General features: G+C 66.1%; 13 protein-coding genes and 1 pseudogene. 3 read left to right on the plus strand and 11 right to left on the minus strand.

The window, feature by feature from the left end:
• Positions 1 to 41 precede the first annotated feature (41 nt).
• A pseudogene (locus A6A05_RS20095) lies at positions 42 to 233 on the plus strand (transposase); the annotation flags it as partial.
• Between the two features lie 33 nt (positions 234 to 266).
• Here the strand turns inward: A6A05_RS20095 and A6A05_RS08365 are convergent.
• From A6A05_RS08365 to A6A05_RS08415, 11 genes are all read right to left on the minus strand, one after another.
• Positions 267 to 1,076: a universal stress protein gene (locus A6A05_RS08365; protein ID WP_068499343.1), complete on the minus strand. Its 810-nt coding sequence runs from the start codon at positions 1,074 to 1,076 to the stop codon at positions 267 to 269.
• Between the two features lie 20 nt (positions 1,077 to 1,096).
• Positions 1,097 to 2,080: a branched-chain amino acid ABC transporter permease gene (locus A6A05_RS08370; RefSeq protein ID WP_068499344.1), complete on the minus strand. Its 984-nt coding sequence runs from the start codon at positions 2,078 to 2,080 to the stop codon at positions 1,097 to 1,099.
• 4 nt (positions 2,081 to 2,084) lie between these two features.
• Complete coding sequence (locus tag A6A05_RS08375) at positions 2,085 to 2,972, minus strand: branched-chain amino acid ABC transporter permease (RefSeq protein ID WP_068499345.1); 888 nt, start codon at positions 2,970 to 2,972, stop codon at positions 2,085 to 2,087.
• 78 nt (positions 2,973 to 3,050) lie between these two features.
• Complete coding sequence (locus tag A6A05_RS08380) at positions 3,051 to 4,274, minus strand: ABC transporter substrate-binding protein (RefSeq protein WP_068499347.1); 1,224 nt, start codon at positions 4,272 to 4,274, stop codon at positions 3,051 to 3,053.
• A gap of 148 nt (positions 4,275 to 4,422) precedes the next feature.
• On the minus strand, positions 4,423 to 5,133 hold the full coding sequence (locus A6A05_RS08385; protein ID WP_068499350.1) for an ABC transporter ATP-binding protein: 711 nt from the start codon (positions 5,131 to 5,133) through the stop codon (positions 4,423 to 4,425).
• Entirely contained in the window at positions 5,126 to 5,890 is a 765-nt protein-coding gene (locus tag A6A05_RS08390) for an ABC transporter ATP-binding protein (protein WP_068499352.1), read from the minus strand. Before A6A05_RS08390 ends, A6A05_RS08385 begins: the two co-directional genes overlap by 8 nt.
• A 309-nt stretch (positions 5,891 to 6,199) precedes the next feature.
• Positions 6,200 to 6,940 (minus strand): phosphocholine cytidylyltransferase family protein, encoded by a 741-nt coding sequence (locus tag A6A05_RS08395; protein ID WP_068499354.1) that lies wholly within the window; start codon positions 6,938 to 6,940, stop codon positions 6,200 to 6,202.
• The gene (locus tag A6A05_RS08400; protein ID WP_068499356.1) at positions 6,940 to 7,518 is read right to left on the minus strand and encodes a gamma-glutamyl-gamma-aminobutyrate hydrolase family protein; all 579 of its coding nucleotides are present in this window, start codon (positions 7,516 to 7,518) and stop codon (positions 6,940 to 6,942) included. The genes A6A05_RS08395 and A6A05_RS08400 overlap by 1 nt, the downstream gene beginning before the upstream one ends.
• A complete protein-coding gene (locus tag A6A05_RS08405) occupies positions 7,515 to 9,824 on the minus strand; it encodes a PEP/pyruvate-binding domain-containing protein (RefSeq protein WP_068499358.1) in 2,310 nt (769 codons plus the stop codon). Before A6A05_RS08405 ends, A6A05_RS08400 begins: the two co-directional genes overlap by 4 nt.
• Before the next feature lie 2 nt (positions 9,825 to 9,826).
• A complete protein-coding gene (locus A6A05_RS08410) occupies positions 9,827 to 10,603 on the minus strand; it encodes a class I SAM-dependent methyltransferase (RefSeq protein WP_068499363.1) in 777 nt (258 codons plus the stop codon).
• Positions 10,600 to 11,115 carry an adenylyl-sulfate kinase gene (locus tag A6A05_RS08415; RefSeq protein WP_068499364.1) on the minus strand — a complete coding sequence of 172 codons (516 nt, stop codon included), beginning with the start codon at positions 11,113 to 11,115 and terminating at the stop codon, positions 10,600 to 10,602. The genes A6A05_RS08410 and A6A05_RS08415 overlap by 4 nt, the downstream gene beginning before the upstream one ends.
• A gap of 158 nt (positions 11,116 to 11,273) precedes the next feature.
• Here A6A05_RS08415 and A6A05_RS08420 point away from each other — a divergent pair, with 158 nt between their 5' ends.
• Both A6A05_RS08420 and A6A05_RS08425 read left to right on the plus strand, forming a co-directional pair.
• Positions 11,274 to 11,858 (plus strand): TetR/AcrR family transcriptional regulator, encoded by a 585-nt coding sequence (locus tag A6A05_RS08420; RefSeq protein ID WP_068499365.1) that lies wholly within the window; start codon positions 11,274 to 11,276, stop codon positions 11,856 to 11,858.
• A complete protein-coding gene (locus A6A05_RS08425; RefSeq protein ID WP_068499369.1) occupies positions 11,851 to 15,282 on the plus strand; it encodes an acyl-[ACP]--phospholipid O-acyltransferase in 3,432 nt (1,143 codons plus the stop codon). Before A6A05_RS08420 ends, A6A05_RS08425 begins: the two co-directional genes overlap by 8 nt.
• The last annotated feature ends 17 nt before the right edge of the window (positions 15,283 to 15,299 follow it).

Below are 15,299 nucleotides of genomic sequence, written 5' to 3' on the forward strand. Positions count from 1 at the left end.
GCACTCAATTAAGGGATTCCCAGTGAGCCCGCGACTGGCTTGCCGAACGCGGCTGCGAAGCCGTTATCCCGCCAAACCCGACACGGCAGAATCCCCACGCCTACGACCGCATCGTCTACGGCAGACGTAACTTGGTCGAACGCATGTTCTGCCGTCTGAAGGACTTCCGAAGGATCGCCACCGGTTACGACAAACGCGCGGACACGTTCCTCTCGGCCGTCTTCCGCGTCGTTGCACGCGTATGGTGGCTCAATCGCGTCCGGACCTTAATGGCTCATCAACACCGGCAGGGTCATGTGCTTGAGGATGTGGCGGGTGCCGCCGCCCTTGAAGAAGGGCAAGCCCTCGCCGCTCAGCGCGCCCATCACCAACAGATCGGCGCCCTGGTCGCAGGCCCGGGACAGCAGCAGGTCCATCACCCCGATATCGTCGCCGGCCAGCACCTCGCGGGTCACCTTGGCGCCGTGGCGGGCCAGATGGTCGGTGATGGACAAGGGCGGCAGGCCGGCCGCCGGTACCGCCGCCTCGCCCCGGCGCACCGACACCACCTCGACCACATCGGCACCTTCCAGCAGGGCCATCGCATCATTCAAGGCCCGGGCCGCCTCGCGGCCGCCGTTCCATGCCACCAGCGCATTCGAGCCGATGGTCGGATAGTCGCCCACCGACGGCAGGATCAGAACCGGCCGACCCGATTGCACCACCACCTGCTCGATCAATTGCTCGGGCGCGTTCTTGCCGTCGTGATGCTGGCCCAGGATGGTGAGGTCGTGGAAACGGGCGCATACGGCGGTCTCGGCCAGAACGTGCGACGGTTCGCCATGGGCCAGCCGCCACCAGCGGCTGTCCAGGCCCGATCCAGCCAGGCACTCGGCGAACTGACGCTCGGACTGGGCGGCCGCCGCCTCGAAGGCATCGGAGCCGCGATGGGCCACCATCGCCAGTCCCTGATGCTCGAGCCGGGCGAACAGGCCGGTCAGACGGCCGCCGAACCGCTTGGTCAGCACCATCGCCGCCTTGATGCGCAAGGAATCGCGCTCGCCGCCGTCCAGATGGACCAGGATGTCCTTGAACATGGTTGTTTCTCCGAATGGGATCAGGCGTCGATGCCGCGCTTCTTCAGCCAAGGCGCGAAGACGCCAACGATACCGGCCCTGAAGGCCAGGACGCAGATGACGAAGATGATGCCCTGGATGATGGTCACCCACGACCCGGCGGTGGCGAAGTAGTTCTGGATGGTCACCACCAGGAAGGCGCCGGCGGTCGGCCCCAGCACGGTGCCGACGCCGCCCAACAGGGTCATCAGCACCACCTCGCCCGAGGCGTGCCAATGGACGTCGGCCAGCGAGGCCAGCTGGAACACCAGGCTTTTGGTCGATCCGGCCAGCCCGGCCAGGCCCGCCGAGATGACGAAGGCCACCAGCTTGTAGCGTTCCACCTGATAGCCCAGCGAGATGGCGCGCGGCTCGTTGTCGCGGATGGCCTTCAGGACCTGGCCGAACGGCGAATGCACCACCCGGTACAGGAAGAACACGCCGATCAGGAAGATCGCCAGCACGAAGTAATACATGTTCATGGTGTCGTTCAGGTCGATCAGCCCGAACAGATGGCCGCGCGGCACGCCCTGGATGCCGTCCTCGCCATGGGTGAACGGGGCCTGCAATGCCACGAAGAACATCAACTGCGACAAAGCCAGGGTGATCATGGCGAAATAGATGCCCTGGCGGCGGATGGCCAGCCAGCCGACCACCGCACCCAGGCCGGCCGCGCACAAAGTGCCCAGCAAGATGGCCAGTTCCGGGGTCAGGCCCCATTCCTTGGCGGCATGGGCGGTGATATAGGCCGACCAGCCGAAGAACATCGCATGGCCGAACGACAACAGGCCGACATAGCCCAAGAGCAGGTTGAAGGCGGCGGCGAACAGGGCGAAGCACAGCCCCTTCATCAGGAACACCGGATAGACGGCGAAGGGGGCGGCCAGGGCCACGATCAGCAGCACCGCCACGAACAGCGACTGGCGCTTGGAAGAGGCGGCGACGGTGGGCGCCTGAACCGCCAGGGAAACCGGGGAATGGGTCATGGCGTCACGCTCCCTTGCCGAACAGGCCGGCGGGCTTGATCAGCAGCACCACCACCATCACCATGAAGATGACCGTGCTGGCCGCTTCCGGGTAGATCACCTTGGTCAGGCCTTCCAGCATGCCCAGCATGAAGCCGGTCACCACCGAGCCCAGGATCGAGCCCATGCCGCCGATCACCACCACGGCGAACACCACGATGATCAGGTTCGAGCCCATCAGCGGGTTGACCGAATAGATGGGTGCTGCCAGCACGCCGGCGATGCCGGCCAGGGCCACGCCGAAGCCGTAGGTCAGGGTGATCATCACCGGCACGTTGATGCCGAAGGCCTGGACCAGGGCGGGGTTCTCGGTGGCGGCGCGCAAATAGGCGCCCAGCTTGGTCTTCTCGATCAGCAGCCAGGTGCCCAGGCACAGCACCAGCGAGGCCACCACCACCCAGGCGCGATAGATCGGCAGATACATGAATCCCAGATTCCAGCCGCCGGCCAGTTCCTTCGGCACCGCATAGGGCATGCCGGAAATGCCGTAAAGCTGGCGGAAGATGCCTTCGATGATCAGGGCCAGGCCGAAGGTCAGCAGCAGGCCGTACAGATGGTCCAGCTTGTAAAGCCTGGAAAGCATGGTCCGTTCGAGGACGATGCCGAAGGCGGCCACCGCCACCGGCGCCAGCACCAGGGCGACCCAGTAATTGGCCCCCAGATAGGTCAGCGCCAGCCAGGCGACGAAGGCTCCCATCATGTATTGGGCGCCGTGCGAGAAATTGATGATGTTGAGCAGGCCGAAAATCAGCGCCAACCCCAGGCTGAGCATGGCGTAAAAGGCACCGTTGATCAGTCCGAGCAGCAATTGCCCGAACAAGGCGGCGGTGGGGATGCCGAACAGGGTCATCATGGCTATCGGGCCTCGCTTGGGCGGGTTCCGCCCGGGACGGTGCGCCTTGATCGCGCCCCGCCCCGGCCGGACGTCAACTTACTTCTTCACCAGATCGCACTTGCTGTCGGCCAGCGGCTGATAGGCCTCGTCGCCGGGGATGGTGCGGGTGATCTTGTAGTAATCCCAGGGGCCCTTCGATTCGGCCGGCTTCTTGACCTGGGCCAGATACATGTCGTGGACCATGCGGCCGTCGGCGCGGATCTTGCCGTTCTTGGCGAAGCCGCTGGCATCCTTGATGGGCAGGGCGCGCATCTGGTCGGCGACCTTCATGCCGTCGTCGGTCTTGGCGGCGGCCAGACCCTTCAGGTAATGGATCACCGACGAATAGGTGCCGGCATGGACCATCGACGGCATCTTGCCGTCCATCTTGGCCGACCAGCGCTTGGACCAGGCGCGGGTCTCGTCGTCCATGTCCCAGTAATAGCCGGTGGTCATCATCATGCCCTGGGCGGTGTCCAGCCCCAGCGAGTGGATGTCGGTGATGAACACCAGCAGGCCGGCCAGCGACTGGCCGCCCTGGGTGATGCCGAATTCCTTGGCCTGCTTGATGGAATTGATGGTGTCGGCGCCGGCATTGGCCAGGCCGATGATCTGGGCACCCGAGCTTTGCGCCTGCAAAAGGAAGGACGAGAAATCCGAATTGGGGAAGGGATGGCGCACCGCGCCCTTGATCTCGCCGCCATTGGCCTTGACCACGCGCTCGGTCTGGGCCTGCAGATCGTGGCCGAAGGCGTAGTCGGCGGTCAGGAAGTACCACGACTTGCCGCCATTCTTGACCACCGCGTTGGCGGTGCCGTTGGCCAGCGCCGCGGTGTCGTAGGTCCAGTGGAAGCCGGTGGGCGAGCACTTGGCGTTGGTCAGCGCGGTCGAGGCCGCCCCCGACACCAGGTCGATCTTGCCCTTTTCCTTCGACACCTCGCGCACCGCCACGGCGGCCGCGGTGGTCACCAGTTCGGCGATGGCATCGACCTGCTCGGTGTCATACCACTTGCGCGCGATGGACGAGGCGATGTCGGCCTTGTTCTGGTGATCGGCCGAGACGATCTCGACCGGCACGCCATTGACCTTGCCGCCGAAATCCTCGATCGCCATCTGGGCGGCGATGATGGTTCCCTTGCCGGCCAGGTCGGAATAGGTGCCCGACAGGTCGGTCAGAATGCCGATCTTGATCTTGTTGTCGCTATAGGCCTGCTGGGCCTGGGCCTGGGCGACGGTCATGGCGGTCAGACAGGCCGCTCCGATCAAAGCTTTCTTCAACATCGTCTCTACTCCCGTTTGGTTTTATCTTGTCCCTGGACCGGCTTCCGCTTGAGCCAAAACCGGTCCAGAGTCTTATGTATGGCCCGTAGCGGGCCGCTCAGGCGCCGCTCGGGCTCGCCCGCGTGTTCACGCTTGGCGTGAACACGCTCTAAACGCCCAAATATCCCTTCAGCTTGTCCATGCTTTGGGACAGCTGATCGTTGGGGATCATGTCGATGACCTTGCCGTGCTCGACCACGTAATGGCGGTCGGCGACGGTGGCGGCGAAGTGGAAGTTCTGTTCCACCAGCAAGATGGTGAAGCCCCTGGACTTCAATTGGCGGATGATGTCGCCGATATGCTGGACGATCACCGGGGCCAGTCCCTCGGTCGGCTCGTCCAGCAGCAAAAGCTTGGCGCCGGTGCGCAGGATGCGGGCGATGGCCAGCATCTGCTGCTCGCCGCCCGACAATTTGGTGCCCTGGCTGGAAGCGCGCTCCAGCAGACGCGGAAACAGACCGTAGACCTCGTCCAGGCTCATGCCGCCTTCCTGCACCACCGGCGGCAGCACCATGTTCTCGCGCACGTTCAGCGAGGCGAAGATGCCGCGCTCTTCCGGGCACAGCGCGATGCCCAGCCGGGCGATGCGGTTGGACGCCAGGCCGACGGTCTCGGTGCCGCCGAAGGTGGCGCTGCCCTTGCGCTTGGCCACCATGCCCATGATCGATTTCATGGTGGTGGTCTTGCCGGCGCCGTTGCGGCCCAGAAGCGTGACCACCTCGCCGGCCGCCACCTCGAAGTCCATGCCGTGCAGGATGTGCGATTCGCCGTACCAGGCTTCCAGCCCGGAGACCTTCAACAGCGCGTCGGGCTTATGCATGGCTGCCCACTCCGTGTCCCATATAGGCCTCGATCACTTCCGGGTTCTGGGAAATCTCGCCGTAAGGCCCCTCGGCCAGCACCTTGCCCAGCTTGAGGACGGTGATGGTGTCGGACAGGTCGGCGACCACCGACAGATTGTGCTCGACCATCAACACCGTGCGGCTGGCCGACACGCGGCGGATCAATTGGGCGGTGCGGGCGACGTCCTCGCTGCCCATGCCGGCCATCGGCTCGTCCAGCAGCAGCATCTCGGGCTCGAGCGCCAAGGTGGTGGCGATCTCCAGCGCCCGCTTGCGGCCATAGGACAATTCACCGGCGGCGGTGTCGCGGTATTCCAGCATGCCGACATCGGCCAGCAATTGCTCGGCCCGCTCGTTCAGGCTGTCCAGCGAGCGGTCGGACTGCCAGAAATGCATCGAATTGCCCTGCTTGCGCTGCAGCGCCACGCGAACGTTTTCCAGCGCGGTCAGATGGCCGAACACCGCCGAGATCTGGAAGCTGCGCACCATGCCCAAGCGGGCGATCGCCGCCGGCTCGGTCTTGGTGATGTCGCGGCCGTTCAACAAGATTTGCCCGCGCGACGGCTGCAGGAACTTGGTGATCAGGTTGAAGCAGGTGGTCTTGCCGGCGCCGTTGGGGCCGATCAGCGCGTGGATGGTGTGGCGGCGAACCCTGAGATTGACATCCGAGACCGCGACGAATCCCTTGAATTCCTTGGTCAGATTCTTCGTCTCGACGATGAAATCGTCACCCATTCCTGCCTCCCGCAGTCACACCGGCGCCTTGGTCGCTGCCAAAATTGCAGATTGGATTGCCATGTCGGAATTGCAACCCAGCCATCCAAATTTGCCGATGAAAATTGTCATGCGGGACAGAAGAAGTCAAAGGTATTATTGTTCACAAACAATAGTGTTTTTGAAATGATTAGTATTATTTGCGTACAATTCGTTACATTTGATGTAATGAGCCGACGACCAGCCCGGCCTAGTCTATAGACACAACCCAATCCAGAAACAGCGAAGGCGGCCGATGGGCCGCCTTGCGTGTGTTTGAGGATAAAGCCGTTACTCTGGCAGGCCGAAGCTTTTCGGTCGGGCCTGATAGACCGCCAGGTCGGTTTCGGCATCGACCTCGCCCCACGGGAAGGGGGCCGGGACGGCCTGGATCCTGGCACCTTGCTCCAGCAGCCGGCGCAGCATGCCGGTCATGTCCAACCGGTCGCGCTGGTCCGGGGGAAGGCTTTGCCGCAAATCCTGAACCCTGCGCCAGCCGGCCGGGGTGAAGCGCAGCAGGCCCATATACTGGCCTTGGATCTCGTCCAGACTGGCGGCCCTGGCGCCGATCTCAAGCAGGAAGCCCTGATCGTCGCGGCGGAAGGTCTCGGCGTCGGCCAGCGGCTCGGCGAAACGGGCCTGCCACAGACCCAGCCAATGGGGATCGAAGGTGATGGCGATGTCGGCATCGGCGGCCAGCAGCGCCTGGACCGCCTGCGCCTGGTAGAAGATATCCGAGTACGACACCACCACCGGCCCGTCTTGCAGCCATTCCTCGGCGCAGGCCAGCGAGGCGACCATGTTGGTCTGGGCCCAGCGCGGATTGTGGAACAGGGTCAGCCCCCTGCCCTCGAGCGCGTCGGCCATATAGCCAGTGACGGCGCCGATGGGGCCGCAGCCGGCCCCGGTCAGGGCGGCCAATTGGTAATCCAGCAACGGCCGGCCGGCCAGTTCCACCAGCCCCTTGGGGCGGTCCTCGGTCAGGGCCAGCATGCGGCTGCCGCGCCCGGCGGCCAGGATCAGGGCCTTCATCACAAACCTTTCAGCAGGGCGATATCGTCGGGATGGGGCTGTGCCTCGCGCTCGGGGTGCCACAAGATGGCGGTGCGGTTGCCCAGGCGAAAGGCCTCGATGCTGCCGTCGGCCGCCCGGGCCAGCACATCGGCGCCAGGCGGGGCCTGGGTGATGGCCCAATCGTGGAAGCTGTTGACCTCGCGGCCCAGGGGCTCGACCCGGTGGCGGGTGCCGGCATGGCCGCCGACACGTTCCAGCTGCCCGCCGGCCAGATGGGCCAGATGCTGGGCGCCGCGACACACACCCAAGACCGGCAGCCGCTCCGCCGCCCAATCCAGCAAGGCCCGCTCGGTTTCGTCGCGTTCCGGCGCGTCGCCAGCCAGGGCGGCCAGATCGTTGCCGCCGGTCAGGATCAGCGCCGCCAGGCCGCAGGCCTGGGCCACCTGCAGCGCCGTTTCGGTATGGTTGGGCAAAGGCACGCCGGTCATGCCGCAGGCGGCCAGGAAGGGCATCCAGCGCTGGTCAAGCGCGTCGCGCCGCTCATTGGTGCGGGGATCGACCACCACCCGCTGGCTCAGTCCGACCAGGCGGGTCATCTGACCACCTCGACCTTGCGGTTGGCGCAATCCAGATGCAGCACCGAAGCATTGGCCCAGCAGCTGTACTTGGTCAGACCGGCCCCGATCACCGCCGGAATGCCCAGCTCGGCGGCGCGGATGGCCATGTGCGAGTTGGTGCCGCCGAAGGCGGTGACCAGGCCGGCGATCCCATGGGCGAAAATCCAGTCGAAGCCGGGATCGGCGCTTTCGATGCAGACGATGGCGCCGGCCAGGCTGGAATCGCCGGTGCGCCGGGCCGGGGCGGTGACCGATTTCAAGGTGATGAAGTTGGGATCGGTGTCCAGGGTGGCGAACGACCACACGTCGCCGGGAACGGCGATCAAGGCCGGCAGCAGCAAGGCCTGGGTCAGGCGGTATTGCGCCCGGCCGCGGGCGATGGAGGCGGCCAACGTATCGGCGTCATCGGCGCAGGATGCCTGCCACTCGCGCACGACGGCGATATCGGCGAAGGCCATGTCGTCGCGGGCGAAGCCGGCGCTTTCGCCCAGTTCGGCCAGCAATTCCAGCGCGTCGGACAAAGCGCGGGTGAAGATGAACTTCGACTTCTCGCGCCCTTCGATCGCCGCCTGGAAGAAGTCGAACAGGCCGACCACGTCGTTGTCCAGGCCGTGCTGGGCCAGCAAGGATTCGATGGCGCGCATCTGCGGCAGCGACAGAGCGAAGCGCGGCCGCGGCGGCGGCTCGCCACCATGGCCGTCGCCGATGCCATACAGCTCGGGGGCACGGTCATAGCGGGGCGAGCGCAGATCATAAGTACCGGGGCGCAGATGGCCGTATTTGGCCAGGAAGGCCGCCTTGTCCAGGCTCTTGGTGTCGTGCGCCAGTTCCGAGCCGACGGTGTTGAGCCCGCCCAGGAAGGCGTTCAGCTCCTCGGGCGCCAGCACGCCGGCCGCCACCAGCGAGCGCAGCATCTGCACGGCGACGAAGCCGGCCCGCGCCAGGCCGGCGAAGGGCAGCGTGCCATAGCGCTTGCAGTCCTCGAGCAGCCAATAGACCTTTTCTCGCGCCGACATCCGGCTGGTCTGGATCAACTGGCGGCGTTCTTCCAGCACCCTGACCTTCTCGATGTCCGCCTGCCACAGGCCGGTCTTGCGATTGATGATGGTGTTGGTCAGCCGCCTAAGCGCATCGGCCAGGCCGGTGCACTCGTCTTCGGAAAAGCCGTGGGCGGCCAGGGTGTCCAGCCGCTGATCCATGTCGAAGGTGTAGGCCGACAAGACGATCTCGAACTCGACCTTGTCGTGCAGGCTGGGCCGGGCCAGCAGGCGCTCGATGTAATAATCGACCAGCTTTTCCGCCAGCTCGCCATCGACATCGCGCGGCACGAAGGAATTGAAGCTGACGCGGACGTCGATATAGGGCAGCCCGTGGAAATGGACCAGCAACGGGAAGCTTCTGAGGTTGCGATAGCCGTAATTGTGCCGCTGATAGGCCCAGATGCTGTCGGTGACCAATTCGCGGTACAGCGACAAGGCCAGCGGACTGGGACGCACGCCGATGATCTCGGCCGGGTTCCAGTCGGGCATGATGCCGAACACCGTGCGCGCGCCCTTCAACAGCGGATGCGGGCACATCGCCTGGCCGACCTTGGCCATCACCTGACGGACGGCGCGGTCCAGTTCGGCATCCTCGACGCCGGTGGCCACCGCCAACGGGCGAACCTGCAGCAGCCACAGGCGGCCACCCTGGTCGAAGGCGAACTCGATATCCAGCGCGTCGCGGCCGGTGATGGCGATCAGTTCGCGGGCCAGCAGCAGGATCGGGCGGATGCGGTCGTCTTGCGGTTCCGGGCCGAAGCGCCAATGGGTGCGGCACCAGGTGGCGCCGGCCTTGCCGCCGGTCACCACCGAGGTATCCGCGCCCTCGGCGCCGTTGACCACCAGATAGGGCGAGCCGGTCGAGGGATCGCGGGTGAAGGCCACGCCCGAGGCGGCGACGCCCGCCAGCATCGGCTGGATCAGCACGCGGTCCTTGGGATTGTCGCGGCCATAGGCGGCGGCCACCCGGTCGATCGCCGCCGGGGCCTCGGCCAATCCGACATCTTGCAGCGACAGGAACTTGCCGGCCATGGAACAGCATTCGCCATCCTCGCCCTCGGCGCTGGAGCGCACGATCAGCGGGGCGCCGGCCCAATCCAGCCGGCCCAGGCGGGCCAGCACGCCGTTGCGGTCGGCTTTCCACTCGGCGGTACCGACATGGAACAAGGGCAGGACCGACGCCGATTGCAGGCGCCCGGCCAGCGCCTCGAGCGTTTCCGCCTTGCTGCGAAAGACGAAGCCCATGTCTATCCTTTTCGCCTGGCCGTCCAGGTGCGGGTGCGGTAGGTGGTCTCGATGAAATCCATGTCCTTGATGCGGGCCTCGGCCCGGTCCAGGAAGGCGGCGAAGCGCTCGGCCCCCAACTGGGCCTGCACGTCGTTGACCGAGCGCCAGGCCCCCAGATACTGGGCCGGGCTCTGGCGGGCGACATGCTCGCCTTCCAGATACAGCACGTCGTCGTAAAGCGGGTGGGCGCGCAAGGTGGCCGCCAAGGTCTCGGTCACGCCCGAACGTCCCGACGACACCCGCTTCAGATCGGGGCACAGCTCGGTCAGATAGGATTCGATCTCGACCAGCAGCGGATTGGCCTCGATCCAGCGCGGGTTCCACAGGGCGACGAAGCGCCCGCCGGGCCGCAGGACGCGGGCGAACTCGGCCAGCCCGGCGGCGGTGTCGACCCAGTGGAACGACGAGGCCATGCTGAGCCAATCGACGCACGCATCGCCCAATCCGGTGGCATCGCCGGTGCCCTTGCGCCAGACGATGCCGGTGCCAGCGCTGTCGCGCTCGCCGTTGGCCCGCATGGAATCGTCGGGTTCGACCGCCACCACCGAACGCACCCCGGCGGCCGCCACCATTCGCGTCCAGATGCCGGTGCCGGCGCCGACATCGGCGCAATCGATGGCGCGCGACGGATATAGCCCCAGCAGGGCCGACAGCACCGACGGGCAATAGCCGGGCCGATAGGCGGAATAATCGTCGGCCAGCCGCGAGAAATCACCGGGACGCAACGAGCTGGTCATGACGGATGTCCTTTCAGATGGTCCAGAATAAGGTTCACGGCCTGATCGGGCGCCGTGGCGCCGAAATTGTCGATGACCAGATCGGGGGCCTCGGGCTCCTCGAACGGCAGATCCAGGCCTTGCATGTTCACCCCCTTGGCGTAAAGACCCTTGGGGTCGCGGCGCACCAGTTCGTCCAGCGGCACCTTCAGATAGATCTCGACATAACCGGGGATATGGTCGCGGTTCCACCGCCGGACCGCATGGAACATCGAGATGGTCGAGCACACCACGACGGCCCCTTGCTCGGCCAGCACCTTGCACATGCGGCCATAGGTGTGGGCCAGGGCCAGGCGCTGTTCCGGCCCATGGGCATCGACCGCGCCCAGCATCTCGCGCAGCACGTCGCCGTCGAGATACAGCGCCGGCTGGCCGGCCTCTTTAAGGGCGTTCCACAGCAGATGCCCCAACGTGCTTTTCCCCGCCCCCGAAAGGCCGGTGATCCAGATGACGGCGCCAACCCGGTTCGGCATCCCCACGTCCCTACCCCTGTTCTGGGAGATAGAATCGGCGATCGCACTTAAAAAGCGGTTAGCGTAAGCCGAACCATTGGCGGGAGTCGCCCCCCCTCTTGACGGCGGCACGCCCTGCTGTCATTGTGAGTGAACGTTCACATTAGGCAGGTAGGGTCATGCGGGACGGACGAGCGACCAAATTGCGCATTCACCAGGCGGCGCTGACGCTGTTCGTCGCCAAGGGCGTGACCGAGACCAGCGTGCGCGACCTGGCCCAGGCGGCCGGCATCGCCGAGGGCACCCTTTATCGCCACTACGCCTCGAAGGACGATCTGGTCGCCGACCTGTTCGCCAGCAACTACGCAGCCTTCGCCGATCGGCTGACCACGCTTGGGCGGCAGCAGGCCGGCTTTCGCGCCCGGCTGGCCGCACTGGTGGCCGAGGTGTTTCGCTTCCACGACAACAACCCGACCCTGTTCCGCTTCCTGCTGCTGGTGAGCCACCAGGCGCTGGCGCGCGTTCCCGACGATGCCGCCAACCCGGTTTCCGTGCTGCATTCCCTGGTCGAGCAAGGGGTGCAAGACGGCGAGATCACCCTGACCGACGCGGCACTGGGGACAGCCATGATCCTGGGGCTGATGCTGCAGCCGGCCACCGCCATCGTCTATGGCCGGCTGGAAGCCCCCCTGTCCCGTTTCACCGACGACATCGCCGCCGCCTGCTGGCGCGCGCTTAATCCCACGGAGGCCCCCCATGGCTGACAAAACCTTCCACCTGTTGGCGCGCCGCCGTTTCCTGCCGTTGTTCGTCAGCCAGTTCTTCGGCGCCGCCAACGACAATTTCTTCAAGAACGCGCTGGTGATCCTGGTGGTCTACCAATTGGGGGCGCGGGCCGGCATGGAGCCGCAGGTGCTGGCGACGGTGGCGGCGGGCTTGTTCATCTCGCCCTATTTCCTGTTCTCGGCCACCGCCGGCCAGATGGCCGACCGCTTCGAGAAATCCATGCTGATGAAGGGCTGGAAGGCGGCCGAAATCGCCATTTCCGCCCTGGGCGCCTGGGCGCTGGTGGCCGAGAACGTGCCCGGCATGCTGGTTGCGCTGTTCCTGCTGGGCCTGCAATCGACCTTCACCAGCCCGATCAAGTACGCCGTGCTGCCGGAATATCTGAAGGAAGACGAGTTGATCGGCGGCAATGCCCTGATCGAGGGCGGCACCTTCCTGGCCATCTTGCTGGGCACCATTGCCGGCGGGACCTTGGTGCTGGTCGAGAACGGCCTTTCCATCGTCGCCTGGTCGATGGTGGCGCTGGCGACCTTAGGCTTCGCCGCCAGCCTGGCGCTGCCCCAGGCCCATGGGGCCAATCCCCAGGTCAAGGTCGGCCTGAATCTGGTGCGCGAGACCGCCACGCTTTACGGCCTGGTCAGGAAACAGCGCGACCTGTTCTTGTCGGTGATGGGCATTTCGTGGTTCTGGCTGGTGGGCGCGACCTATCTGTCGCAATTCCCCGCCTTCGCCAAGGACGTGCTGGTCGCCGACGAGCATGTGGTGACGCTGATGCTGACCATGTTCTCGATCGGCATCGGCGTGGGCTCGGTGCTGTGCGGCCGCATGCTGAACGGCGAGGTCTCGGCCCGCCACGTTCCCTTCGCCGCCCTGGGCATGACCCTGTTCGCGCTGGATCTGTGGTTCGCCGCCGGCCCTGCGGCGGGCGGACCGGGCCTGGCCGGCCTGTCCGAGTTCCTGGCCCGGCCGGAATGCTGGCGGGTACTGGCCGACCTGCTGGCCTTCTCGGTGTGCGGCGGCATCTATATCGTGCCGCTTTACGCCATCTTGCAGGCCCATTCCGACGAAGCGGTGCGCTCACGCGTGGTGGCCGCCAACAACCTGGTCAACGCCGCCTTCATCGTCGCCGCCGCCCTGGCCAGCGCCGGCATGCTGGCGGCCGGCTTCACCGCCACCGACATCTTCCTGACCCTGGGCCTGGCCAATCTGGGGGTGGCCATCTATATCTGCGGCCTGCTGCCCGATACCGTGCTGAAGGGCCTGTTCGCCTGGTTGTTCCGCCGGATGTACCGGGTCGAGGTGCGCGGCCTGGAAAACCTGCCCAAGGCTGGCCTGCCTGCGGTGATCGTGGTCAACCACACCTCGTTCCTCGACCCGGCGCTGCTGGCCGCCTTCTTCCCCCAAAAGCCGGTCTTCGCCATCAACACCTTGACCGCCAAGCAATGGTGGGTGAAGCCGTTCCTGCGGGTGGTCGAGGCCTTCCCGGTCGATCCCACCAACCCGATGTCGACCAAAAGCCTGATCCGCGTGGTGCAAGAGGGCAAAAGCCTGGTGATCTTCCCCGAGGGCCGCCTGACCGTCACCGGCGCGCTGATGAAGATCTACGAGGGGCCGGGCATGATCGCCGACCGCGCCGGCGCGCCCGTGGTGCCGATCCGCATCGACGGCGCCGAGTTCACCCCCTTCTCGCGCCTGAAGGGCAAGCTGCGCCTGAGGTGGTTTCCCACCATCACCATCACCGTGCTGCCGCCCCGGCGCTTCGACGTGCCGGACGAGATCAAGGGCCGCGTCCGCCGCCGCCGCATCGGAATCGCCCTTTACGACGTCATGTCGGCGATGATGTTCGAGACCGCGCACCGCGACCGCACCTTGTTCGGCGCCCTGCTGGACACCGCCCGCATTCATGGCGGCCAGGCGCTGGCGGTCGATGACGTCAACCGCAAGCCCCTGACCTATGACCGGCTGGTGGCCTCCAGCCTGGCCTTGGGCCGGGTTCTGTCGGGCGACACCCGCCCGGGCGAGGCGGTCGGCCTGTTGCTGCCCAACGCCGCCGCCACCGCTGCCGCCTTCTTCGCCCTGCAGGCCACGGCGCGGGTGCCGGCCATGCTGAATTTCTCGACCGGCGCCGGCAATGTGCTGGCGGCCTGCCAGGCCGCCCGCATCGCCACCATCGTCACCTCGCGCCGCTTCATCGACCAGGCCCGCCTGTCGGCCATGATCGAGGCGCTGGAGGCCAAGGTCCGGGTGTTGTACCTGGAAGACATCGGCGGCCGCATCGGGGCGGTCGACAAGATCCGCGCGCTGCTGGCCCGCCCCTTCGCCGCCACCCTCCATCGCCGCACCGGGGCCAAACCCGACGATCCGGCGGTGATCTTGTTCACCTCGGGCTCGGAAGGCACACCGAAGGGAGTGGTGCTATCGCACGCCAACATCTTGTCCAACTGCGCCCAGTTGGCCGCCCGCGTCGCCTTCAGCCCCACCGACATCGTGTTCAACGCCCTGCCGGTGTTCCATTCCTTCGGGCTGACCGGTGGGCTGCTGCTGCCGGTGCTGGCCGGCATCAAGGTGTTCTTGTATCCCAGCCCGCTGCATTACCGCATCGTGCCCGAGTTGGTCTACGACACCAACGCCACCATCTTGTTCGGCACCGACACCTTCCTGTCGGGCTATGCCCGGGTCGCCAACCCCTACGACTTCTACAGCGTGCGCTATGTCTTCGCCGGCGCCGAGAAGGTCAAGGACGAGACAAGGCGGGTGTGGATGGACAAGTTCGGCCTGCGCATCCTGGAAGGATACGGCGCCACCGAGACGGCGCCGGTGCTGGCGGTCAACACGCCGATGCACTTCCAGGCCGGCAGCGTCGGCCGCCTGCTGCCGGGCATCTCGCACCGCCTGGAATCGATGCCCGGCATCGACGAAGGCGGCAGGCTGTGGGTGAAGGGCCCCAACGTCATGCTGGGTTATTACCGGGTGGAAAAGCCCGGCGAGCTGGAGCCGCCGCCCGAGGGCTGGTACGACACCGGCGACATCGTCACCATCGATGATCTGGGCTTCGTGCGCATCGTCGGCCGGGCCAAGCGCTTCGCCAAGATCGCCGGCGAGATGGTGTCGTTGGGTAAGGTCGAGGCCGAGCTGGCCGCCCGCTGGCCCGAGGGCCAGCACGCGGTGGTCGCCCTGGCCGACGACAGGAAGGGCGAGCAATTGGTGATGCTGACCGACCGCGCCGACGCGACGCGGGACGCGGTGCTGTCCCACTTCCGGGCCCAGGGCCTGGCCGAGCTTTTGATGCCGAAGGTGGTGCTGAAGGTCGACCGCATCCCGCTGCTGGGCACCGGCAAGACCGACTATGTCGGCGCCAAGGCGCTGGCGGAAGCATTGGTGCGGCCGGGGGGTGCCGGCTAGAGAGTCGCGTTCGCGGG

Source organism: Magnetospirillum moscoviense, assembly GCF_001650635.1.
GTDB lineage: Bacteria > Pseudomonadota > Alphaproteobacteria > Rhodospirillales > Magnetospirillaceae > Magnetospirillum > Magnetospirillum moscoviense.

Coding starts and splice junctions, on each gene's coding strand:
- A6A05_RS08365 (WP_068499343.1), bottom strand. CDS start 1,076: ATGTTCAAGGACATCCTGGTCCATCTGGACGGCGGCGAGCGCGATTCC.
- A6A05_RS08370 (WP_068499344.1), bottom strand. CDS start 2,080: ATGACCCATTCCCCGGTTTCCCTGGCGGTTCAGGCGCCCACCGTCGCC.
- A6A05_RS08375 (WP_068499345.1), bottom strand. CDS start 2,972: ATGATGACCCTGTTCGGCATCCCCACCGCCGCCTTGTTCGGGCAATTG.
- A6A05_RS08380 (WP_068499347.1), bottom strand. CDS start 4,274: ATGTTGAAGAAAGCTTTGATCGGAGCGGCCTGTCTGACCGCCATGACC.
- A6A05_RS08385 (WP_068499350.1), bottom strand. CDS start 5,133: ATGCATAAGCCCGACGCGCTGTTGAAGGTCTCCGGGCTGGAAGCCTGG.
- A6A05_RS08390 (WP_068499352.1), bottom strand. CDS start 5,890: ATGGGTGACGATTTCATCGTCGAGACGAAGAATCTGACCAAGGAATTC.
- A6A05_RS08395 (WP_068499354.1), bottom strand. CDS start 6,940: ATGAAGGCCCTGATCCTGGCCGCCGGGCGCGGCAGCCGCATGCTGGCC.
- A6A05_RS08400 (WP_068499356.1), bottom strand. CDS start 7,518: ATGACCCGCCTGGTCGGACTGAGCCAGCGGGTGGTGGTCGATCCCCGC.
- A6A05_RS08405 (WP_068499358.1), bottom strand. CDS start 9,824: ATGGGCTTCGTCTTTCGCAGCAAGGCGGAAACGCTCGAGGCGCTGGCC.
- A6A05_RS08410 (WP_068499363.1), bottom strand. CDS start 10,603: ATGACCAGCTCGTTGCGTCCCGGTGATTTCTCGCGGCTGGCCGACGAT.
- A6A05_RS08415 (WP_068499364.1), bottom strand. CDS start 11,115: ATGCCGAACCGGGTTGGCGCCGTCATCTGGATCACCGGCCTTTCGGGG.
- A6A05_RS08420 (WP_068499365.1), top strand. CDS start 11,274: ATGCGGGACGGACGAGCGACCAAATTGCGCATTCACCAGGCGGCGCTG.
- A6A05_RS08425 (WP_068499369.1), top strand. CDS start 11,851: ATGGCTGACAAAACCTTCCACCTGTTGGCGCGCCGCCGTTTCCTGCCG.